Below are 19,480 nucleotides of genomic sequence, written 5' to 3' on the forward strand. Positions count from 1 at the left end.
AGAGTGACACATGACGGAGCAGGGGATGTCAAGGGTCGAGAGGGGACGTCACATGGGCTCGGTCGCCGCCGACGCCGAGGAGAAGGTCAAGGAGCTGATCGTCGAGCAGGGCCTCGGTCCCGGCGACCCGCTGCCCACCGAGACGGAGCTGATGGAGCGCTTCGGCGTCAGCCGCAACTCGCTGCGCGAGGCCCTCAAGTCCCTCCAGGCCATGCACATCGTGGAGATCCGCCGCGGCTTCGGGACCTACGTCGGCACCATGTCCCTGGAGCCGATGACCGAGGCCATGGCGTTCCGCACGGTGGTCGGGCACCGCCGGGGCCACGGCAGCCTGCTCGAACTGCTGCAACTGCGCGAGGCGCTGGAGGCGGGGCTCATGCACCGGCTCGCCGGCCGGCTGCCCGAGGAGGACCTGGCCGAGCTGGACGGGCTGGTGGAGACCATGCACACGGAGGTGCGCGAGTCGGGCGAGATCGCCTCCCGCACCGACCGCGCCTTCCACCGGACGCTGCACCGTTCACTCGGCAACGACCTGCTCAGCGAGGTGCTCGACGCCTTCTGGAGCGCCTTCCACCGGGTGCGCGCACAGGCACAGGGACTGGGCGCGGCGGCCGACGGCGAGGAGCTGGCGCGAATGCACGCCGCGATCGTCGAAGCCGTGCGCGCGGGGAACCCGGAGGCCGCGGAGACGGCCGTGCACCGGCACTTCGACGACATCCGCAGCCGGCTGTCGCAGCACTGAGCGCGCCCCTCGTTCGTGTGAAGAACCAGCGGGATGTACTCCGGCCGGGTGACGGGCGGGCCGGGCCGCGCGGGCGCGCGCTTACGGTTTCGCGATGACCTCGATCTCCACTGCCCCCCGCCCGCTGCGCCCCGCCGACCTCGGCACGGTCGTCATCATGTCCTGGAGCCGCGAGACGCCCGACGGCGACGTCCCCTTCCTCCTCGCCTGCTCCCTCGGCGACGGGGAGGGCGGCCCGGAGGCGACGCCGGCCGCCGTCGAGGGCCTGCTGAGCCGTTCCGGGATCGCCGTGGGCGACGGTGTCCTCGACGCCACCGGCCTGCCGGACCTGCCGGTCGGGCTGCTCGTGGTGCCCGGAGCCGCGGCGCTCACCATGCCCGGCGTCAACGCCCAGTTCGTTCCCACCCCGCAGTGGCGGGCGGCGGCCGACGCGCGCGGATACGCCTGCCTCATCTTCGCCACCCGCCCCTGGACCGGCGGCGAGCCCGACGACGCGGAGGCGGTCGCCGCATTCGCCAACCACGAGGACACCCTCAGGACGTCGGCGCAACTCGTCCTGTCCGTACGCAGTCTGCGCAGCTGACACCGGCCCGCTCGGCCCGTCCGGTCCCTCTGCGGCCCGCTCACGTCCACAACTCGCCGCTGTCGCACACCCGGGCGCCCATGTTCCGCTCCATCATCCGCAGCGCGGCGTCCGCGAGATCGGCGTGGATGTGGGCGACCGCGTCCCGGGGGACGATCACCTGCAGGTGGCGGATGTGGGCGTCGAGTGCCGAGTAGAGCACGCACTGCTCGGTCACCTGCCCGCACAGCACGAGCCGGTCGATGCCCTGCTGGTGGAGGAGATAGGTCAGCGGCGTCTCGAAGAAGACGGAGTGCCGCGCCTTGACCACGAAGAGGGAGGAGTCGTCGGGCCGCAGCGGTTCGACGAGCCGGGAGTGCGGCCCCGACAGGGCCTTGTCGAGGATCTCGCCGTGGTGCGAACGCCACTCCCCGAAGTTGTCGTTGACGTAGATCACGGGGACGCCTCGGCGCCGGGCCCGCTCCAGCAGCCCGGTCGCCCGCGGCAGCACGGACTCCACCGACGGGATCAGCGAGTCGGCGTCCTCGTGGTCGTAGGTGTTGATCATGTCGATGACGATCAGCGCGGTCTTGCCCATGCCGCCAAGGCTGCCACCGGCCGGCGGGAAAACGCCGTGCGCCCGGCCGCGCCGGGCGATGGGAGGGACCGCACGGCCCAGCACGGCGCCCGATTCTGCGGGGGCACTCCCATCCACGCAGACTGTTCCGGCCCAGGCTGGGCGCCGCAAGGATGTCGAGGGCCGTGCGCGCCACCCACCCCACGACGGCCGGCCCTTGGCTCGCGCCCCGGAACCCGCGTTGCAGCGCCCGTTCATGACACGCCGTCGGATGGCTCATCCCTGCCGTCGGGGAATATGTCAGGCATACGTTGTTGAATATGAAGAAATGCCATGTCGTGTACCTGGTGTGCACCGCAGCGATGATCGGGACGGGGCTCGGCGCGGCTCCGGCGTCCTCCGTTCCCACGACCCACGTGGTCCACCCCGGCGAGTCGATCCAGAAGGCGGTGGACGCCGCCGAGTCGGGCGACACCGTGCTCGTCACCCCCGGCACGTACCGCGAGAGCGTCAAGGTGAGCACCCCCGGGCTCACCCTGAGCGGGATGGGCCGCACCACGGTCATCATGCCCGGCACGCAGAAGGCGGCCGACGACACCTGTGCCGAGGGCGGCAACGGCATCTGCGTCATCGGGACGAAGGACAAGAACGTCAAGGGCGTCACCGTCGCCGACCTGACGGTGACCGGCTTCACCCGTACCGGCGTGTTCTCGATGGCCACCGACGGGCTGACGGTCCGGGGTGTGACCACGGAGAAGAACGGCGTGTGGGGCATCGCCCAGGAGCGGTCGGTGCACGGCGTCATCCGCGGCAACACCGCCCGGGACAACGGCGACGCGGGCATCTTCCTCGCCAACACGGTCAAGACCGAGGAGGGCGCCGCCGACACCGAGGGCACTCTCGTCGCGCACAACCGGCTGGAGGGCAACCGGATCGGCGTCACCGTCCGGCGCCTGCGCAACCTCGCCGTCGCGGACAACCACATCACCGGCAACTGCGCGGGCGTCTTCGTCGTCGGCGACGAGAACACCCCGAAGGCCGGGGACCTGGCCGTGCGCGACAACCACGTCGTACGCAACAACAAGTCCTGCCCGAAGACCGACCGGCTGGAGGCGCTCCAGGGGTCCGGCATCGTCCTGACCGGTGTCGAGAAGGTCCTGGTCGCCGACAACACGGTGGAGGGCAACTCGGGGAAGTCCTCGATGTCGGGCGGCATCGTCCTCGCCGCGAGCATGGTGGGCGCCGCCAACTCGAAGAACGAGGTCAACGGCAACCGGCTGCGCGAGAACTCCCCCGCCGACCTGGTCGACGCCACGAGTGGCGACAGCGCGAAGAGCAACACCTTCTCCGGCAACACCTGCGGCGCCTCCAAGCCCGCGGGCCTGTGCTGAGCCGGCCTCACCCCCCGTGGACCGAAAAAGGCCCGTGGACCGAAGAAGGAAGGAAGGCGGCGCATGACGACCGCACAGACCGCCCCACCCCCGCCCATGCGGCTGAGGGAACTCGTGTTCGGGGCGGCATGTGCCGCCGCCCTCCGCGCGGCCGCACGGCTCGGTGTCGCCGACGCCCTCGGCGACACCCCCACCGCCGTGGAGGACCTCGCCGCGGCGGTGAAGACCGAGCCCAAGCCGCTGCGCCGGCTGCTGCGCGCCCTGACCTGCTACGGCGTCTTCACCGAGCACGGCGACGGAACCTTCGCGCACACCGACATGTCCCGGCTGCTGCGCGAGGACGACCCGCACAGTCTGCGCAACATCACCCTGTGGTGCACCGAACCGTGGACCTGGGACGCGTGGCCCCTGCTCGACGAGGCGGTGCGCACCGGCCGGAACGTCGTACAGGGCCTGTACGGCAAGGAGTTCTTCACCTGGCTCAACGAGGACGCGCCCCAGTCGGCCGAGGTCTTCAACCGGGCCATGACGACGTCCAGCCGGCAGTCCGCCCAGGACGTCGCGGCCCTCCTCGACCTGTCCCGGAGTTCGACGGTCGCCGACATCGGCGGCGGCCAGGGACACGTGGTGGCGAGCCTGCTGGAGAAGTACCCGCACCTGCGGGGCACCCTGCTCGACCTGCCGCGGGTGGTGGAGAACGCCGACCCCCGGCTGCGCGCGGGCGGCCCGCTCGCCGACCGGGTGGAGATCGTGCCGGGCGACTGCCGCGAGGGCGTGCCCGTACGGGCCGACGTGTACGTCATCAAGAACATCCTGGAGTGGGACGACGACAGCACCGCCCGTGCGCTGCGGAGCGTCATGGCGGCCGGCGGGCCGGGGACACGGGTCGTCGTCATCGAGAACCTCGTCGACGACACCCCGTCGATGCGGTTCAGCACCGCCATGGACCTGCTGCTGCTCCTCAACGTCGGCGGCGCCAAGCACACCACCGACAGCATGGTGGGCCGCCTGACCGACGCGGGACTCGTCATCGACGACATCCGCCCGGTCAACCCGTACCTGCACGCCTTCGACTGCACCGTGCCCGAGTGAGCTGACCGGGACGCACACGGCGCGTCGGCCGCCGGACCGCACGTGCCGCGGTCCGGCGGCCGACGTGTGTCCGGGCCGCGGGGCAGGTCAGGCGTCCGGCGCGCGGCGGTCGGTCACCAGCTCCATGCGGGCGCCCTCCACAGCGCGGACGAGGCCGCCGCCGGCCGGGGAGCCGGCGTCGGTGAAACCGTCCAGGAGGGTCGTCAGTTCGGCCACCCGCTCCGGGTCCGGCAGGCCGAGGGTCGTCGCGGGATCACCCGCGTGGAGGTCGCCCCGCAGGTCGACCAGCCGTACCACGACGTCGTCGCGCTGGAAGATGGTGCTGCACAGGACGGGGCCGAGCGGGTCGTCCGCCGCCGCCTCGTCGCGTTCGGCGAGCAGTTGGGCCAGCCGCATGCCGCAGCCCGGCCGGGCCGGGTACGACAGCGCGTGCCGCTGCGCCGCCCGGCCCTCCTGCCCGGCCCGCACGTGATGGACGGCGGGCAGTGCCGCGCGCGTGTAGAACACCCGGGCGGACTCCGGGTCGGCGAGGTCCCGGTCCTGCTCCAGGTACGGGTTGATCGCCTCCTCGACGGCACGCACCTCGGGCTGCTCGGCCACGTGCCGCAGGGCCGCCAGCAGGTCGCCGCGGACCTCGATGGCCCGCACCACCCGGTTGCCGTGCAGGAACAGGGACGTGCGGCACAGCCGGGTGGAGTCGTCGACCCGCGGCTCGGGCGAGGCGTAGTCGGCCAGGATCCTGCCGACCGCCTCCTCGCTGCCCGGCTTCACGGTGAACGTGATCGCGTGCCGGATGACGCCGTCGCCGACCCGGGGTGCCGCCTGCAGCCCGCCCCGGCCCTGCGCGTCGGCGGCGGCCCGGTGGCCGGTCTCGCGGACCACGTGGAAGCGCAGGGACCTGGTGTCCCTGACACAGCTGTGCAGCGGCTGGACCATCCGCACGTGCTCCTCGCTGCTCACCCAGTTCAGGAACGGCGGGGCGCTCTCCCACTCGCTGGTGATGAGCCACTGCGAGGGGTTCTCGATGGACTGGCAGAGCTGCTCGCCGATGTGCCCGGGCACGGACTCCACGTGGCTGCGCAGGTTCTCGTACGTCTCCAGGAACTGCTGCTGGGCGCCGTCGTAGACCTCGACCAGCAGGACGACCCGCAGGCGGGAGCCGTCGAACACGGACTGGGAGACCTGGTGCGCCACCTGGCGTGTCAGCGGGTCGGAGGCATCGGGAGCAGGGGTGGACATGGTGGTCATCTGGCGCACATTCCCTTCGCGGGGGCGGTACCTGAACGTCGGCCGCGGTGGTGCGACGCCGGCTTGCCTCGATCCTCGGTCCGGCCCCGGCGGCCCGCGACCCGTGTGCACTGCGCGGGTGACCGGCACCTCAGGTGAGGTGCGCGAAGACGACCAGGTTGTCCGTGTAGTCCTTGACCTTGTGGTCGTAGTCGCCCGCACAGGTGATGAGCCGCACCTCGGGCCGGTCCGCGTCGCCGTAGACGCGTTCGCTGGGGAAGGCGTCCTTCTCGAAGGTCTCCAGGGAGTCGACCGTGAAGGACGCCGTGCGCCCGTCGGCGCGCTCGACCTTGAAGACGTCGCCCTCGTTCAGCCGGTCCAGGCGGGCGAAGACGGCGGCGGAGGTCTTCGTGTCCACGTGCCCGGCGATGACCGAGGTGCCCTTCTCCCCCGGCGACACGCCCCCCGCGTACCAGCCGACGAGGTTGGTGTCGTCGGCGGGCGGGGGTTTCAGCTGCCCGTTCTTCCCGATGGCGAGGTCGGTGAAGGGGGCGTCGACGGAGATCTCCGGGATCAGCAGGCGCTCCGGCTTCGCACGGGGCAGGGCCCGTCCGGCCGGGCTCGCCGGGGAGGCGGGCGGGGCGGACGTGCCGGGCTGGGCGGGCAGCGGGGGCCCGGAGGAGTCGGCCGACGTGTCGTTGCCGCCGACCAGGCTCACCGCCAGCACCAGCAGGGCCACGGCGCACAGCACCATCAGACCGGGGCGCGAGCCCTGGGAGGCCTGGGCGGTCTCGTCGTCGGCGGGGGCGGAAGGGGGTACTGCCATCGGGACTCCTCACTGGGGCACGGCACCGGGGCGACGGCACGAGGGGCGGGTGCGAGGGGGGCGGGTGCGGACCGGGCCGCCACGGGTGCTTCGGGTGGCGGCCCGGCTGCTATCGCGCCCGGCACGGCTCAGGCCGTTCCGTGGGCCGACTTCTTGCGTCGGACGGCGTACAGGCCGGTGCCGGCGACGGCGAGGACGGCCAGCCCGCCGGCGGTCGTGGTCGGCGTGTCGAGTCCGCCGCCACCGGTGTGCATCCCGCCGCGGGGCTTCTCGTGCTCCCCGCCGCCCCAGGACTTCTCGCCCTCGTCCTGCTGGTAGGTCTGCGAGCCCTGCTCGGACTCGCGGCCACCGCCGCCACCGCCGTCGCGGCCGCCGCCGTCGTGGTCGCCCTGGCTCACCGCGGCCAGCGCGCCGCCGCCCGTGTGCACTCCGCCGCGCGGCTCGTCGTGCTTGCCTCCGTTGTCGTGCTCCTTGCTGTAGGAAGAGTCGTCGTGGTCCCAGTCACCGCCGGCCGCCGCGTAGGCGCCGGGGGCGCCGAGGACGAACACGGCCGAGGCCGCGGCAGTGGTCAGGAGCATGCGAGCAGAACGCATCTTCGGTTCCTTCCGTCACGGCCGGGCAGCTGGTGCTTCGTCAGCTGAGGTGACCCGGCCCCGACGTGAATCACCGTCAGCCCCGGGCCCGTCCCGCACCACTCAAGGCGCTCAGCCGGGTGATGCCGTCCGCCGGACGGGGTGCCCGTGGCGCCCGCCACTCCCCCGGCGCCCGTCACCCCTCCGGGTCGGTGCGGGTCGGGTCCCGCACTTCCGGCTGCTGGATCCGCGAACCGGGGGCGGCCCGGTCGGGGGTGGCCTCGCTCTGCCCGGACTGGGGCGGCGGGGGCGGCGCGGTGTCGCCGGGGGCGCCCATGCCGGCGGCGGGCAGGCGCAGCGCGAGCAGGGCGACGTCGTCGCCGCGCGGCGCGATACGGGCGAGCAGTTCGTCGCAGAAGTCGTCCGGGCCCCACGCCTCCAGCCGCCGCGCGAGCACGCCGGCATGGTGGCGGAGCTGGTCCATGCCCACGTCGATGGGGCGGTCGCGGCTCTCCACCAGACCGTCGGTGTAGAGCAGGAGGATGCTCTCGGGCGGGAGGTCCTCGCAGGCGTCGGGCCAGCTCAGACCGAGGCGCAGGGTGGCGCTCATCCCGATGAGCGGGCCGTGGCCGCCCTCCAGGAAGCGGGGTTCACCGTCCCGGGTGACCAGCAGGGGAGGCGGGTGCCCTGCGTTGACCCAGTTCAGCCGCCACGGGCCGCCCTCGGCGCCTTCGACGCGGGCGAAGACGAGGGTGGCCATGGGCGCGTCGCTGGTGTTGGTCACGGCCTCGTCGAGGCGGCGCATGATCAGGCTGGGCGGCTCCTGGTGGTCCCAGGCCAGGGCGCGCAGCATGTTGCGCACCTCCGCCATGTGGGCGGCGGCCTGCAGATCGTGCCCGACGACGTCGCCGATGACCAGGGCCAGCACACCGTCGCCGAGCAGGATGGCGTCGTACCAGTCGCCGCCGACCTCCATGGCGCTCTCGGCGGGCCAGTAGCGGGCGGCCATGCGGAGGTGGTCGACCTGCGGGAGCGGGGTGAGCAGCTGGCGCTGCATGGTCTCGGCGACGTTCTGCTGCTCGTGGTAGAGCCGGGCGTTGTCCAGGATCAGTCCGACGCGGCGGCCGATGTCGGCCAGCAGGGCGATCTCGGCCCCGGTGTGGGCGGGGTGGTCCCCGGTGCGGGCCACCGTCAGCAGGCCGTAGGGGCGTTGCCGAGTGCCGAGCGGGACAACGGAGGCGGTGTGTCCGCCGAGCCGTTCGAACAGGTCCCGGTGGGTGGCGGCCAGCGGGTTCTCCGGATCCTTGAAGAGGTCCGCCGCGCGCAGTGTGACGGGCCGTTCACCGTTGATCAGGAGGGTGATCGCGGCGCGTGCCTGGTCCGGCAGCGAGGTCAGGGGACCACGCAGGCGCCGGGCCCGCTCCGGGTGCGCGTTGCTGCGGACGGCGACGCGGTCCAGGATGTCCGACTGGCCCGGACGGACGTCGACGGCGGCCCACTGCCCCAGCTCCGGCACCAGCAGACGCAGGAGGCGGCGGAGCGTGGTGGAGGTGTGCTCGGTGGGGACCAGCACCGTGGAGATCTCGGCGACCAGGTGCAGCTGGGCCGACAGGGCCTCCAGCGCGGTGGTCCTCGCCCGGGTCTCCTCGACGGCGCCGCGGTGCAGGCTGAAGTCGTGGAAGACGAGGACCAGCCCTTCCTGCCGCCCGTCGCGGACGAGCGGGGTGACCGCCCAGATGACGGGGACCACGGTGCCGTCGGCCCGCTGGAAGTACTCGTCGCCGCCCTCCTTGGCGGGCACTCCGTGCAGCGGGTCGCGCAGCTCGCACCGCTCGCGCGGTACAGGGCTCCCGTCGGCGTGCCGGTGCAGCAGGTCGTGGGCGTCGTGTCCGAGCATCTCCGCCTCGGTCCGTCCGAGCAGTTCCTCGGCCCAGGGGTTGACGGAGGTGATCCGGGCGGTGGGGCCGAGAGTGAGGACGCCGGCGCCGAGGGCGCGCAGCACGGCGCGGGGGAAGCCGGGCTCCCGTGGAGCGTCCGCCCTCTCGCGGCCCGGCTCGTCGTCCTCCCGGTGGCCCGCCCAGCGTGACGTCACGACCCACACAGCCTTCCGATGCCGTCCATGCCGCCAGCTTCCCTCAGCCGGCGGCGGTGAACCGCTCCACTGGGCCGAAGGAGTCAGGCGCGGGCCCGGTATTCCGCTCGCCCAGCGGCCCGCTCTCCCGTAGGTTCGCCCGATGTCCGAACTGCGAACCGAACGACTCGTGCTCCGCGACTGGCGGGCCTCCGACCTCGCCCCGTGGGCGGCCTTGAACGCCGATCCGGAGGTCCGGGAGTACTTCCCCGGGGTGCTGACGCGCGAGGAGAGCGAGGCGTCCGCGGCCCGCTTCCAGGCCGACCTCGACCGGCGGGGCTGGGGGTGGTGGGCGGTGGAGACCGCCGCGGCCGGCGAGTTCGTCGGGTTCGCCGGGCTCGATCCCGTGGAGGACGGCATGCCGTTCACCGGCGTGGAGGCCGGATGGCGGCTGGCGCGGCCGGCCTGGGGGCACGGTTACGCCACCGAGGCAGCGCGAGCGGTGCTGGGCCACGCCTTCGGGGAGCTGGGACTGGCGGAGGTCCTGGCGCTGACGACGGCCACCAACGCGCGCTCGCGGGCGGTGATGCGCCGGCTGGGCATGACCCGCGACCCGGCCGAGGACTTCGACGATCCGGACGTGCCGGAGGGTCCGCTGCGGCGCTGCGTGGTGTACCGGCTGCGGCGGCCGGCTCAGGCCGGGTGACCGAGGGCGGCGGTGCCGTTCCTGTCGTCGGCGAGCCGCACGGCGGCCCGCATGCGCTTGCCGACGGGTGCCCGGTGCACCTCGAAGCTCTGGCAGACGGCCATGACTATCTCCAGCCCGTGCCGGCCGACGCGGCCGGGGTCGGCGGTCTCGGGCACGGGCAGCCGCGGTTCGCTGTCCCACACCGTGACCTCCACCCGGTCCTCGGCCAGCTCCAGGTCGACCAGGGAGGGCCCGGGGGCGTACTTGCAGGCGTTCGTCAGCAGCTCGCTGACCACCAGCTGCACCAGTTCGACCGCGCGGTCGGACACCGGGAGCACCTGTGCCGCCCGCACCCGCGCCAGGAACGCCCGGGCCAGCTCCCGGCCCCGGGCGATGTCACCGGGCATGCCCTCGTACTCCGCCGTCACCCTGACCGGCTCTTCTTCCGGCCGTTGCCCGTTGCGGGCAGCCCCGTCCATCCGATCCGCCCTCTTCCTGAGCCTTGACCGTTTACGCCAGCCCGTCTACCCGCGAAACCGGGAAACATCACCGGGCGCCACGGTCACGGGACGGCGGGGTACGCCGTCTCCGTGCGTGGTCCCTCTCCCCGCTCCGACTCGGCGCGTTCCCGGCCCTGTTCGGCACTCGGCACCTGCCCGATCCTGTGACCGGCCGCGCGCCGGGCGGTCACCGGGGTCGCACGGTGCCGGACCCGGGGGTGGCCACGTGGCGCACGACGGGCAGGTCTCCGCGCGCACGGCGGACCGGGGCGGGCAGCAGCCCAGGAGGTGATCGACGGCTACGCGGTCCGTGGGACGGCCGTGGCCGTGGGCCAGCCGTGGGGTTCCCCGGGCCGGCCGATCGGGGCCGGCCCGGGACGGGTCCGTGCGGCGTCAGCCGCCCAGGGCGCCGAGGACGACCTGCTGGGCCTCCTCCTGCACCTGGCGGAGGTGGTCCGCGCCGAGGAACGACTCCCCGTAGATCTTGTACACGTCCTCGGTGCCGGAGGGACGGGCCGCGAACCAGGCGTTCTCGGTGCTCACCTTGATGCCGCCGATGGGCGCGCCGTTGCCCGGTGCCTCGGTGAGCACGCCGGTCACCGGCTCCCCGGCGAGGGTGTCGGCGGTGACCTGGGCCGGGGACAGCTTGGCCAGGCGGGCCTTCTCCTCGCGGGTGGCGGGCGCGTCGATGCGGGCGTAGGCGGGTTCGCCGAAGCGGGCGGTGAGCGCGGCGTAGTGCTCGGAGGGGGTCTTGCCGGTGACGGCGGTGATCTCGGAGGCGAGCAGCGCGAGGATGATGCCGTCCTTGTCGGTGGTCCACACGGAGCCGTCCCGGCGCAGGAACGACGCCCCGGCGGACTCCTCGCCGCCGAAGCCGAGGGAGCCGTCGACGAGGCCGTCCACGAACCACTTGAAGCCCACGGGGACTTCGACCAGCCGGCGACCGAGGTCGCCGGCCACCCGGTCGATCATGCCGGAGGACACCAGTGTCTTGCCCACGCCCGCGTCGGCCGGCCAGTCGGTGCGGTGAGCGTAGAGGTAGGCGATGGCGGTGGCGAGGTAGTGGTTGGGGTTCATCAGGCCGCCGTCGGGGGTGACGATGCCGTGGCGGTCGGCGTCGGCGTCGTTGCCGGTGGCGATGGTGAAGCGGTCGCGCCGCTCGATGAGCGAGGCCATGGCGTGCGGCGACGAGCAGTCCATGCGGATCTTGCCGTCCCAGTCCAGCGTCATGAACCGCCAGGTGGGGTCGGTGAGCGGGTTGACCACCGTCAGGTCGAGTCGGTGCTGTTCGGCGATCCGGCCCCAGTACGCCACGGAGGCGCCGCCCAGCGGGTCGGCCCCGATCCGTACGCCGGCCGAGCGGATCGCGTCGAGGTCCAGGACGCCCGGCAGGTCGCGGACGTAGGTGTCGAGGAAGTCGTACCGTCCGGTGCCGGGCGCGGCGAGCGCCCGCGCGTGGGTGACCCTGCGCACGTCCTTCAGCCCGGCCGCGATGATCTCGTTGGCCCGGTCCTGGATCCAGGAGGTGGCGTCCGAACCCGCGGGGCCGCCGTTCGGCGGGTTGTACTTGAAGCCGCCGTCGGCGGGCGGGTTGTGCGAGGGCGTGACGACCACGCCGTCGGCGCGGCCCGAGGCGCGGCCGCGGTTGTGGGTCAGGATGGCGTGGGAGACCGCCGGGGTCGGGGTGTAGCCGTCCGCGCTGTCGATGAGGACGGTCACGTCGTTGGCGGCGAAGACCTCCAGCGCGGTGACCCGCGCGGGCTCGGACAGGGCGTGGGTGTCGGCGCCGAGGAAGAGCGGGCCGTCGGTGCCCTGTGCGGCGCGGTAGTCGCAGATGGCCTGGCTGGTGGCGGCGATGTGGTCCTCGTTGAACGCCGCCGCGAGGGAGGAACCCCGGTGCCCGGACGTGCCGAAGGCCACGCGCTGGGCGGGCTCGGCCGGGTCCGGGTGCAGGGCGTAGTACGCCGTCACCAGCCGGGCGACGTCGATCAGGTCCTCGGGGCCCGCCGGCTTTCCGGCTCGTTCGTGCTGCATGCGCCCACTCCTCCGCATCGGTCGGGACTTAGCTCGCGGCCCCATTTTCCCCTGTCCGGGCAGTGGTGCCGTACGCCTCGCCCTCGGTGGTGGCGGGTGCGGGGCGCGGCGGGGGTGGTGCCGGGAGCGCCGACCGTGCGGGAGGACCGGCCGGGCGTCAGATCCGGCCGCCGGTGAGACGGGTGAGGGGCCCGCGGGACTGGTGTCCCGCGCGGCGGCCCACCGCGTACGAGGCGGCGCTGACGGCGGTGATGCCGACGCCCACGCCCGCGGCGACGAGCTTGCGGTGGGCGATGGCCGTCCACGCCGTCTTCGCCGTGGCCGCGACCTGCCCCGTGGTGGCGACGACCGCCTGGCGGCCGGCCTCGACGCCCTTGGCCGCCGTGTGCACGGCACCGTTCGCGGCCTCGGCGGAGCGCTGGGCGCCGGCCCTGGCCGCCGACGCGGCGTCACCGGCCCGGTCGGCGGCGGCCCGGCTCGCCCGCGAGGCGGGTGCGGTCGCCTTCTCCGCGGCGCCGCGCGCCTTGGACTCGGCGGTCCGGGTGCCGGTGGGCTTCTTGTTCGTGTCCTTGTTCGGATCGCTCATGGATACCGCCTTGCCCCTCACCGCGGCGGCAAACGCGAGCGCCTCCTCCCGGCCTCCAACGGGGCTTCGGCGTCGCGGCCTTGGGACGCGGGACCGTGGTGACCCCCAACCCGGCGGTGTCGGTGAGCGGCCGTCAGCCGGACGCGGTCGGGGGCAGCTGGGCGGTGCTCACCTGCTCGCCCAGTACCCGGCCCATGAACTGCACGAGCCAGCGCTGCGCCGGGCTGCGCGAGGACTCGTGCCGCGCGTACAGGGCGATCTCGATCGGCTCGGTGTCGAAGGGCAGCCGCACCAGGCGTACCCGGTGGGAGGTGGTGAAGACCTCACCGACGTACTCGGGGACGATGGCGACCAGATCGGTCTGTTCCAGCAGGTAGGGCAGCATCGAGAAGCGGGTGGCGTCCACGGCCACCCGTTCGAGGAGTCCGTGCGCGGCCAGCACCGCCCGGGGCGCGACGTGCCCGCTCGGTCCGAAGACCGTCGCGTGGTGCTCGGCCGCGAGGTCCGCCAGGGTCACTGCGTCGCCGCGCACACGCGGGTGGTCGGCGGCGACCATCAGGACGTAGCGCTCGCGGAAGAGCGGGATGCGCACGGTCAGGTGCGAGGTGATCACCGGGGTGGCCACGAACGCGTCGAGGTCGCCGCGGCGCAGCTGCCCCTCCGCGTCGTCCACGTCGAAGGGGCGGACGGTGAAGGACACCCCCGGCGCCCGCTCGCGCGCCGCGGCGAGGAGCCTGGGCAGCAGGGTGGCCTCGCCGAGGTCGGAGAGGGCGATGGTGAAGCGGCCCGACATGGTCTCGGCGTCGAAGAGGTCGCCCTGGCGGACCGTTCCGTCGATCTCGGCCAGCGCGCGCTGGAGCGGCAGGTACAGGCGCCGGGCGCCCGCGGTGGGCGTCAGCCCGCGTCCGTTGCGGCGGAACAGCTCGTCGTCGAAGTGCCGGCGCAGCTTGCCCAGGCTGTAGCTGACGGTGGGCTGGGTGACGTGCAACGTCTCGGCGGTCGCCGTGACGCTGCCGGTCTCGTAGAGCAGGACGAAGACGCGGGCCAGGTTGAGATCGAAGGTCCCCATATCGACGGACTCTATGTCGCGGTGACGAAACATCTATTGGTGCCCATGTCGCGGGGTCCCTAGCGTGTCCCACGTCACACCGAAAGGACTGTCCGTGCCATCCGTGCGCCGTGTCTCCCACGCTTTCCTGGAGCGCCAGGGCCTCACCACCGTCTTCGGCAATCCGGGCTCCAACGAACTGCCCTTCCTCGCCGGGCTGCCCGAGGGCTTCCGCTACGTCCTGGGACTCCACGAGGGAGCCGTCGTCGGCATGGCCGACGGGTACGCCCAGGCGACCGGCCGCCCCGTACTGGTCAACCTGCACGCCGCCTCCGGTTCCGGCAACGCGATGGGCGCGCTGACGAACGCCGTGGCCTCCCGCACCCCGCTGGTCGTGGTGGCCGGGCAGCAGGTGCGTCCCGCCATCGGCCTCGAGGCCAACCTGGCCAGCGTCGACGCCCCGGCCCTGATGAAGCCCCTGGTCGGCTGGGCGGCGGAACCGACGTGCGCCGCGGACGTGCCGCGCGCACTCGCCCAGGCCGTCTTCGAGGCCCGGCTCCAGCGGCGGCCGACGTACCTGTCGGTGCCGTACGACGACTGGTCGGCCGACGCCGACGACAACGCCCGGGCCGTGCTGGACCGGAGGGTGCTGCGGGCCGCGGTGCCCGGCGGCGAGCAGGGACGGTGGCTGGCAGAGGAGGTCGCCTCGGCCGCGCGGCCCGCGCTCGTGCTGGGCGGCGACATCGACTCGGCCGGCCGCTTCGACGACGCCGTGCGGCTGGCCGAGCGGCTCGGCTGCCCGGTGTGGGCGGCGCCCTCGCTCTTCCGGCTGCCGTTCCCCAACCGGCACCCGCTGTTCCGGGGCGTGCTGCCCGCCGGGATCGCGCCGGTCGCCGAGGCGTTCGAGGGCCACGACCTGGTGCTCGTGCTGGGTGCGCCGGTCTTCCGTTACCACGAGCACCTGCCCGGCCGGTACCTGCCCGCGGGCACCCGGCTGATCCAGGTGACCGAGGACGCCTCCGCCGCCGCGCGGGCGCCGGTGGGCGAGGCGCTGGTCGCCGATCCGGGTGCCGTCATCGACGTGCTCCTGGCGTCGCCGGGCACGGGAGGGGGAGCCCCCGCGGGTGCCCCGCTCCCCGTGCCCGAGCCGCTCACCGCCGAGGGGCCGGGACTGCATCCGGAGGAGGTCTTCGCCGCGCTGCGCGAGGAGCTGCCCGAGGACACCGCGTACGTCGTCGAGTCGACGTCGACCAACGCGGCCTGGTGGCGCCAGATGGATCTGCGCCGCCCGGGTTCCTACTACTTCCCGGCGGCCGGCGGGCTCGGCTTCGGCCTGCCCGGCGCGGTCGGCGTCGCCATGGCGCAGCCCGGCCGCCCGGTGGCCGGCGTGATCGGCGACGGCTCCGCCAACTACGGCATCACCGCCCTGTGGACGGCCGCGCAGCACCGGGTTCCGCTGACCGTCGTACTGCTGCGCAACGGGACGTACGGGGCGCTGCGCTGGTTCGGCGGGCTGCTCGGCGTGCCGGACACCCCGGGGACGGACATCCCGGGGCTCGACTTCACCCGCATCGCGGAGGGATACGGCGTCCGTGCCCAGCACGTCGGCGGGGTGGCGGAGCTGCGCGCCGCGCTGGCCGAGCGGCCGGCGGGCCCCCGGCTGATCCAGGTGGACACGGCGCTCACCACGCCCTCCTGAACCGACCCCGAACCGACTCGCATCCGACCGAAGAACGCTTCCGAAGACCGCGACCGAGGATCCCGACGAGAGGAAGACGATGACATTCCTGGACAGCGCCGTCTGGGGCGGGAAGTTCTGCAGCGACGGCTGGCGGCACTCCCCCGCACGGCAGCCGGTGACCGAACCCGCCACCGGCGACCGGCTCGGCACCGTGGGCGTGGCGACGGCCGAGGACGTGGACCCGGCCGCCGCCCGGGCCGCCGAGGCCCAGCGCGCGTGGGCGGCGACCTCGCCGCAGCGGCGTGCCGCCGTACTGCGGCGCGCGGGTGAGCTGTTCACCGAGCACGCCGCCGAGATCGAGGACTGGCTGGTGCGCGAGGCCGGCTCGGTGCGGTCCAAGGCCGGTTTCGAGACGGGCCTTGCGATCGGCGAGTGCTTCGAGTGCGCCGCACTGCCGGCGCACCCCCAGGGCGAGGTGCTCACCTCGGAGGACGCCCGCTGGTCGCTGGCCCGGCGCCGCCCCGCCGGTGTGGTCGGCGTGATCGCGCCCTTCAACTTCCCGCTCGTCCTGGGCCTGCGCTCGGTGGCCCCCGCGCTGGCGCTCGGCAACGCCGTGCTGCTCAAGCCGGATCCGCGCACCGCGGTGAGCGGCGGGGTGGTCATCGCCCGGATCTTCGAGGAGGCCGGGCTCCCCGCCGGCGTCCTGCACCTGCTGCCGGGCGACGGTGCGGTCGGCCGGGCGGTGGTCGAGGCACCCGAGGTCCGGGTGGTCTCCTTCACGGGTTCCACGCCGGTGGGGCGGGCGATCGGCGAGCGGGCGGGGCGGCTGCTGAAGCGGGCCCACCTGGAGCTGGGCGGCAACAACGCGCTGGTCGTGCTGCCCGGTGCGGACGTGGCGAGGGCGGCGTCGGCGGGCGCGTTCGGGTCGTATCTGCACCAGGGGCAGATCTGCATGACGACGGGCCGTCACCTCGTGCACGAGTCACTGGTGGACGAGTACACCGCGGCGCTCGCCGCGAAGGCCGACGCCCTGCGGGTCGGCGACCCGGCCCGCGAGGACGTGGCGCTCGGTCCGCTCATCGACCGCGGGCAGCTGGAGCGGGTGCACGGCATCGTCACGGACAGCGTCGCGGCGGGGGCGAAGCTCGCCGCGGGCGGCGAGATCGACGGGGCCGGCTACCGCGCCACCGTCCTGACCGGCCTCACGACGGACATGCCGGCCTGGCGCGAGGAGATATTCGGCCCCGTGGCGCCCGTCGTCTCCTTCTCCACCACCGAGGAGGCCGCGCGGATCGTCAACGACAGCGAGTACGGCCTGTCGGTCGGCATCCTCGGCGACGTGGGTACGGCGATGCGGCTCGCCGACCGGATCGACTCCGGCAAGGTGCACATCAACGAGCAGACCGTGAGCGACGAGCCGAACGCCCCGTTCGGCGGGGTGAAGGCGTCCGGCACCGGCTCCCGTTTCGGCGGTCCCGCCGCCAACGTCGAGGCGTTCACCGAGACCCAGTGGCTCACGGTCCGCCCGGACATCGCCGACTACCCGTTCTGAGCCCTCCGGCCGGTCACCCGTACCGGTCCCCGACCGGCCGCCCCGGCCGGTCCCGCTCCGCTCCCACCCACACCCGTCCCCGGGGGAGAGTCATCATGGCTTCCACCACCACGCCCGGCACGTCCGGGCAGGCCGGCGGCGCCGGCAGCGGCACGTGGACGGTGGTCCTGTGCTGGATCACCGTCCTGCTGGAGGGCTACGACCTCGTCGTCCTCGGCGCCATCATCCCCACCCTGCTCAAGACCCACCACCTCGGCATGACCACGGGCGACGCGACCACCATCGCGACGCTCTCGCTCGTCGGCGTCGCCATCGGCGCGGTCTGCGTCGGCCCGCTGGCCGACCGGCTGGGCCGGCGCCGCCTGCTCATCGGCTCGGTCGTGCTGTTCTCGGTCCTCACCCTCGTGGTGCCGTTGGCGAACTCCGTCGCCGTGTTCGCCGCGCTGCGCCTGCTCGCCGGCCTGGGGCTGGGCGCCTGCATGCCGGTCTCGCTCACGATGATGGCCGAGCACATGCCGGCCGGCCGGCGGGCCCGGGCCAGCACGCTCACCATGACCGGCTACCACACCGGTGCGGTGATCACCTCGCTGCTCGCCCTGCGGGTGACCGACGACTGGGAGATCCTCTTCTATCTGCTCGGCGTCGTCGGGCTCGTGATCGCCGCGGTCCAGTGGTTCAAGCTGCCGGAGTCGCAGGCCTTCGTGCGGGCCGGGCAGGACGGGGCGCAGCGGCTGCCGTTCACCGAGCTGCTCAGGCCGGCGTACCTGCGCGCGGGCGTCGGCATCTGGGTCGCGTCGTTCATGGGCCTCCTGCTGGTCTACGGCCTCAACACCTGGCTGCCGAAGCTGATGAACGACGCCGGCTACCCCGTGCCGACAGCCGTCACCCAGCTCCTCGTGCTCAACATCGGCGGCGTCGTCGGTCTGGTCGTCGGCGGGTTCGTCGCCGACCGGCGGGGCATCAAGGGCACCACGATGGCCTGGTTCGCCGCCTCGGTGGCCATGCTGGCGTGCCTGAGCATCAGGATGGAGAGCGACCTGCTGCTCAACACCGTCGTCTTCTTCACCGGCGTGTTCGTCTTCTCGGCGATGGTGCTCGTCTACGCGTACGTGACGCACTACTACCCGGCGTCCGTGCGGAGCACCGCGCTCGGCTCGGCGTCGGGGATCGGGCGCATCGGCTCGATCGTCGGCCCGTCCATCACCGGCGCGCTGGTCGCCTCGGGGGTCGGCCACCCGTGGGGCTTCTACTTCTTCGCGGCGGTGGCGGTCCTCGGCTTCCTGGCCGTACTGACCCTGCCGCGGGGCGGCGGCGAACCGGCCGGGGCCGCGGCTCCGCCCGCACGGCGGCCCGACGCCAGTACGGCCTGACGCCGGTACGGCCCCACGCCACGGCGCCGGACAGCGGCACGGCCCGGCACGGTGCGGCCCGGCGAGGTGCCGGAAACGAAGAGCGGGAGCAGCGGAGCCCGGTGGGGCCGCTGCTCCCGTCGGTGTGTACGGGTCCGGTGACTCAGTCCTTGTCGACCTCCTGGCTCAGGACCTTGCCGTTCGCCGCGTCGACGTCGACGGTGGTCTTGTTCCAGTTCTCCTTGTCGACCACGTCGACGCCCCAGACGGCCTTCTGGTCGTCGTTGTCGCCGAGTTCCACGTGGGTGACAGTGCCCTTGGCCTTGTCGGTGGCGGCCTTCACGGCCTGCTCAGGCGTCTGCTTGGCCTGGTCCAGCCACTCGGACACCTGGGTCTTGTCGTCGGCCTTCTGCTCCGGGTCGACCTGGCTGCGGAAGACCTTGCCGGTCACCGCGTCGATGTCGATCCGGTGCAGGGTCCCGTCGGACTGGGCGACCTTGGCCTCCCACTCCGGAGCGCCCTGGCTGGGTGCCGGGTTCGGTGTGCTGGGGCTCGCCGAGCCGGTCGCCGAACCGCTCGGCGACGCGGAGGCGTCGGCGTCCGTGCGCTTGAGTTCGAGGTCCACGAGCTTGCCCTCGGGGACTTCCTTGACGGCGGTGTCGGCCGCCTTGTCCCAGGTGACCTTGGTCGCCGAGACGAGGTCCTTGCGCTCAGTCTTGTCCTCGTTCATCGAGGCCGACGGAGAGCCGGAGGAGTCGGAGGGGGACGCGGACTGGGAATCGGTGGCGGACGCGGAGGGGGACTCGGTCTGGGCCGCCTCCGCCACACTGGAACGGGTGGTATCGGCGTTCGTGCAGGCCGTCAGCAGCAGGACGGAGGTGCCCAGGGCACCGGCCACGGCCAGCGAACGCAGGGGGAGTCGTCGTGCAGAGCTCATGATGCTGTCCGTAACCGTTCCCTCACGCAGACACACCGACTAAGT

General features: G+C 73.3%; 18 protein-coding genes. 8 read left to right on the forward strand and 10 right to left on the reverse strand.

All coding sequences use genetic code 11. The features are described from left to right. Positions 1-25 precede the first annotated feature (25 nt). Complete coding sequence (locus tag IG94_RS0107385; RefSeq protein WP_224258003.1) at positions 26-742, forward strand: FadR/GntR family transcriptional regulator; 717 nt, start codon at positions 26-28, stop codon at positions 740-742. A gap of 94 nt (positions 743-836) precedes the next feature. After that, positions 837-1,325, forward strand: coding sequence for a DUF5949 family protein (locus tag IG94_RS0107390; RefSeq protein WP_031032709.1), 489 nt, complete (start codon positions 837-839; stop codon positions 1,323-1,325). 40 nt (positions 1,326-1,365) lie between these two features. Here the strand turns inward: IG94_RS0107390 and IG94_RS0107395 are convergent, their stop codons facing one another. Continuing rightward, complete coding sequence (locus IG94_RS0107395) at positions 1,366-1,902, reverse strand: cysteine hydrolase family protein (protein WP_031032711.1); 537 nt, start codon at positions 1,900-1,902, stop codon at positions 1,366-1,368. Between the two features lie 299 nt (positions 1,903-2,201). On the opposite strand from IG94_RS0107395, the gene IG94_RS0107400 reads away from it, so the two are divergent. Next, positions 2,202-3,272, forward strand: a complete 1,071-nt coding sequence (locus IG94_RS0107400) for a right-handed parallel beta-helix repeat-containing protein (RefSeq protein ID WP_031032713.1) — start codon at positions 2,202-2,204, stop codon at positions 3,270-3,272. A gap of 63 nt (positions 3,273-3,335) precedes the next feature. Beyond that, the gene (locus IG94_RS0107405) at positions 3,336-4,364 is read left to right on the forward strand and encodes a methyltransferase (protein ID WP_031032715.1); all 1,029 of its coding nucleotides are present in this window, start codon (positions 3,336-3,338) and stop codon (positions 4,362-4,364) included. 87 nt (positions 4,365-4,451) lie between these two features. On the opposite strand, the gene IG94_RS0107410 is transcribed toward IG94_RS0107405, so the two are convergent. The 4 genes from IG94_RS0107410 to IG94_RS0107425 form a co-directional block, all read right to left on the reverse strand. Continuing rightward, positions 4,452-5,612, reverse strand: a complete 1,161-nt coding sequence (locus tag IG94_RS0107410; protein ID WP_194962957.1) for a SchA/CurD-like domain-containing protein — start codon at positions 5,610-5,612, stop codon at positions 4,452-4,454. 130 nt (positions 5,613-5,742) lie between these two features. Beyond that, positions 5,743-6,417 carry a class F sortase gene (locus IG94_RS0107415; RefSeq protein WP_031032718.1) on the reverse strand — a complete coding sequence of 225 codons (675 nt, stop codon included), beginning with the start codon at positions 6,415-6,417 and terminating at the stop codon, positions 5,743-5,745. Between the two features lie 128 nt (positions 6,418-6,545). Continuing rightward, on the reverse strand, positions 6,546-7,010 hold the full coding sequence (locus IG94_RS0107420) for a hypothetical protein (RefSeq protein WP_031032719.1): 465 nt from the start codon (positions 7,008-7,010) through the stop codon (positions 6,546-6,548). Between the two features lie 175 nt (positions 7,011-7,185). After that, positions 7,186-9,081, reverse strand: a complete 1,896-nt coding sequence (locus IG94_RS0107425) for a SpoIIE family protein phosphatase (protein ID WP_031032721.1) — start codon at positions 9,079-9,081, stop codon at positions 7,186-7,188. Positions 9,082-9,223: 142 nt separating this feature from the next. Between IG94_RS0107425 and IG94_RS0107430 the strand changes: the two genes are divergently transcribed. Further along, the gene (locus IG94_RS0107430) at positions 9,224-9,766 is read left to right on the forward strand and encodes a GNAT family N-acetyltransferase (protein ID WP_031032723.1); all 543 of its coding nucleotides are present in this window, start codon (positions 9,224-9,226) and stop codon (positions 9,764-9,766) included. On the opposite strand, the gene IG94_RS0107435 is transcribed toward IG94_RS0107430, so the two are convergent. From IG94_RS0107435 to IG94_RS0107450, 4 genes are all read right to left on the reverse strand, one after another. Continuing rightward, positions 9,754-10,227 carry an ATP-binding protein gene (locus tag IG94_RS0107435; RefSeq protein WP_031032724.1) on the reverse strand — a complete coding sequence of 158 codons (474 nt, stop codon included), beginning with the start codon at positions 10,225-10,227 and terminating at the stop codon, positions 9,754-9,756. The two genes, IG94_RS0107430 and IG94_RS0107435, sit on opposite strands and share 13 nt — an antisense overlap. A gap of 414 nt (positions 10,228-10,641) precedes the next feature. After that, positions 10,642-12,282, reverse strand: a complete 1,641-nt coding sequence (pgm, locus tag IG94_RS0107440; protein ID WP_031032726.1) for a phosphoglucomutase (alpha-D-glucose-1,6-bisphosphate-dependent) — start codon at positions 12,280-12,282, stop codon at positions 10,642-10,644. A gap of 157 nt (positions 12,283-12,439) precedes the next feature. After that, a complete protein-coding gene (locus IG94_RS0107445; protein WP_031032728.1) occupies positions 12,440-12,868 on the reverse strand; it encodes a hypothetical protein in 429 nt (142 codons plus the stop codon). A gap of 133 nt (positions 12,869-13,001) precedes the next feature. Beyond that, positions 13,002-13,937, reverse strand: a complete 936-nt coding sequence (locus IG94_RS0107450) for a LysR family transcriptional regulator (RefSeq protein ID WP_031032729.1) — start codon at positions 13,935-13,937, stop codon at positions 13,002-13,004. Positions 13,938-14,031: 94 nt separating this feature from the next. On the opposite strand from IG94_RS0107450, the gene mdlC reads away from it, so the two are divergent. From mdlC to IG94_RS0107465, 3 genes are all read left to right on the forward strand, one after another. Continuing rightward, complete coding sequence (gene mdlC, locus IG94_RS0107455) at positions 14,032-15,615, forward strand: benzoylformate decarboxylase (RefSeq protein ID WP_031032730.1); 1,584 nt, start codon at positions 14,032-14,034, stop codon at positions 15,613-15,615. A 79-nt stretch (positions 15,616-15,694) separates the two neighbouring features. Further along, positions 15,695-17,149 carry a benzaldehyde dehydrogenase gene (locus IG94_RS0107460; RefSeq protein ID WP_031032731.1) on the forward strand — a complete coding sequence of 485 codons (1,455 nt, stop codon included), beginning with the start codon at positions 15,695-15,697 and terminating at the stop codon, positions 17,147-17,149. Between the two features lie 95 nt (positions 17,150-17,244). Further along, positions 17,245-18,519 carry an MFS transporter gene (locus IG94_RS0107465; RefSeq protein ID WP_031032734.1) on the forward strand — a complete coding sequence of 425 codons (1,275 nt, stop codon included), beginning with the start codon at positions 17,245-17,247 and terminating at the stop codon, positions 18,517-18,519. Between the two features lie 142 nt (positions 18,520-18,661). On the opposite strand, the gene IG94_RS0107470 is transcribed toward IG94_RS0107465, so the two are convergent. Continuing rightward, positions 18,662-19,435: a PepSY domain-containing protein gene (locus IG94_RS0107470; RefSeq protein ID WP_031032736.1), complete on the reverse strand. Its 774-nt coding sequence runs from the start codon at positions 19,433-19,435 to the stop codon at positions 18,662-18,664. Between the last annotated feature and the right edge of the window lie 45 nt (positions 19,436-19,480).

It is taken from the genome of Streptomyces olivaceus, from assembly GCF_000721235.1.
Taxonomy (GTDB): domain Bacteria; phylum Actinomycetota; class Actinomycetes; order Streptomycetales; family Streptomycetaceae; genus Streptomyces; species Streptomyces olivaceus.

What these genes read in the sequence shown, in the direction of transcription:
- IG94_RS0107465 (WP_031032734.1), top strand. Translation starts at nt 17,245, where the DNA reads ATGGCTTCCACCACCACGCCCGGCACGTCCGGGCAGGCCGGCGGCGCC.
- IG94_RS0107405 (WP_031032715.1), top strand. Translation starts at nt 3,336, where the DNA reads ATGACGACCGCACAGACCGCCCCACCCCCGCCCATGCGGCTGAGGGAA.
- IG94_RS0107410 (WP_194962957.1), bottom strand. Translation starts at nt 5,612, where the DNA reads ATGACCACCATGTCCACCCCTGCTCCCGATGCCTCCGACCCGCTGACA.
- IG94_RS0107460 (WP_031032731.1), top strand. Translation starts at nt 15,695, where the DNA reads ATGACATTCCTGGACAGCGCCGTCTGGGGCGGGAAGTTCTGCAGCGAC.
- IG94_RS0107395 (WP_031032711.1), bottom strand. Translation starts at nt 1,902, where the DNA reads ATGGGCAAGACCGCGCTGATCGTCATCGACATGATCAACACCTACGAC.
- IG94_RS0107435 (WP_031032724.1), bottom strand. Translation starts at nt 10,227, where the DNA reads ATGGACGGGGCTGCCCGCAACGGGCAACGGCCGGAAGAAGAGCCGGTC.
- IG94_RS0107470 (WP_031032736.1), bottom strand. Translation starts at nt 19,435, where the DNA reads ATGAGCTCTGCACGACGACTCCCCCTGCGTTCGCTGGCCGTGGCCGGT.
- IG94_RS0107400 (WP_031032713.1), top strand. Translation starts at nt 2,202, where the DNA reads ATGAAGAAATGCCATGTCGTGTACCTGGTGTGCACCGCAGCGATGATC.
- IG94_RS0107415 (WP_031032718.1), bottom strand. Translation starts at nt 6,417, where the DNA reads ATGGCAGTACCCCCTTCCGCCCCCGCCGACGACGAGACCGCCCAGGCC.
- IG94_RS0107450 (WP_031032729.1), bottom strand. Translation starts at nt 13,937, where the DNA reads ATGGGGACCTTCGATCTCAACCTGGCCCGCGTCTTCGTCCTGCTCTAC.
- IG94_RS0107390 (WP_031032709.1), top strand. Translation starts at nt 837, where the DNA reads ATGACCTCGATCTCCACTGCCCCCCGCCCGCTGCGCCCCGCCGACCTC.
- IG94_RS0107430 (WP_031032723.1), top strand. Translation starts at nt 9,224, where the DNA reads ATGTCCGAACTGCGAACCGAACGACTCGTGCTCCGCGACTGGCGGGCC.
- IG94_RS0107420 (WP_031032719.1), bottom strand. Translation starts at nt 7,010, where the DNA reads ATGCGTTCTGCTCGCATGCTCCTGACCACTGCCGCGGCCTCGGCCGTG.
- pgm (WP_031032726.1), bottom strand. Translation starts at nt 12,282, where the DNA reads ATGCAGCACGAACGAGCCGGAAAGCCGGCGGGCCCCGAGGACCTGATC.
- IG94_RS0107385 (WP_224258003.1), top strand. Translation starts at nt 26, where the DNA reads ATGTCAAGGGTCGAGAGGGGACGTCACATGGGCTCGGTCGCCGCCGAC.
- IG94_RS0107445 (WP_031032728.1), bottom strand. Translation starts at nt 12,868, where the DNA reads ATGAGCGATCCGAACAAGGACACGAACAAGAAGCCCACCGGCACCCGG.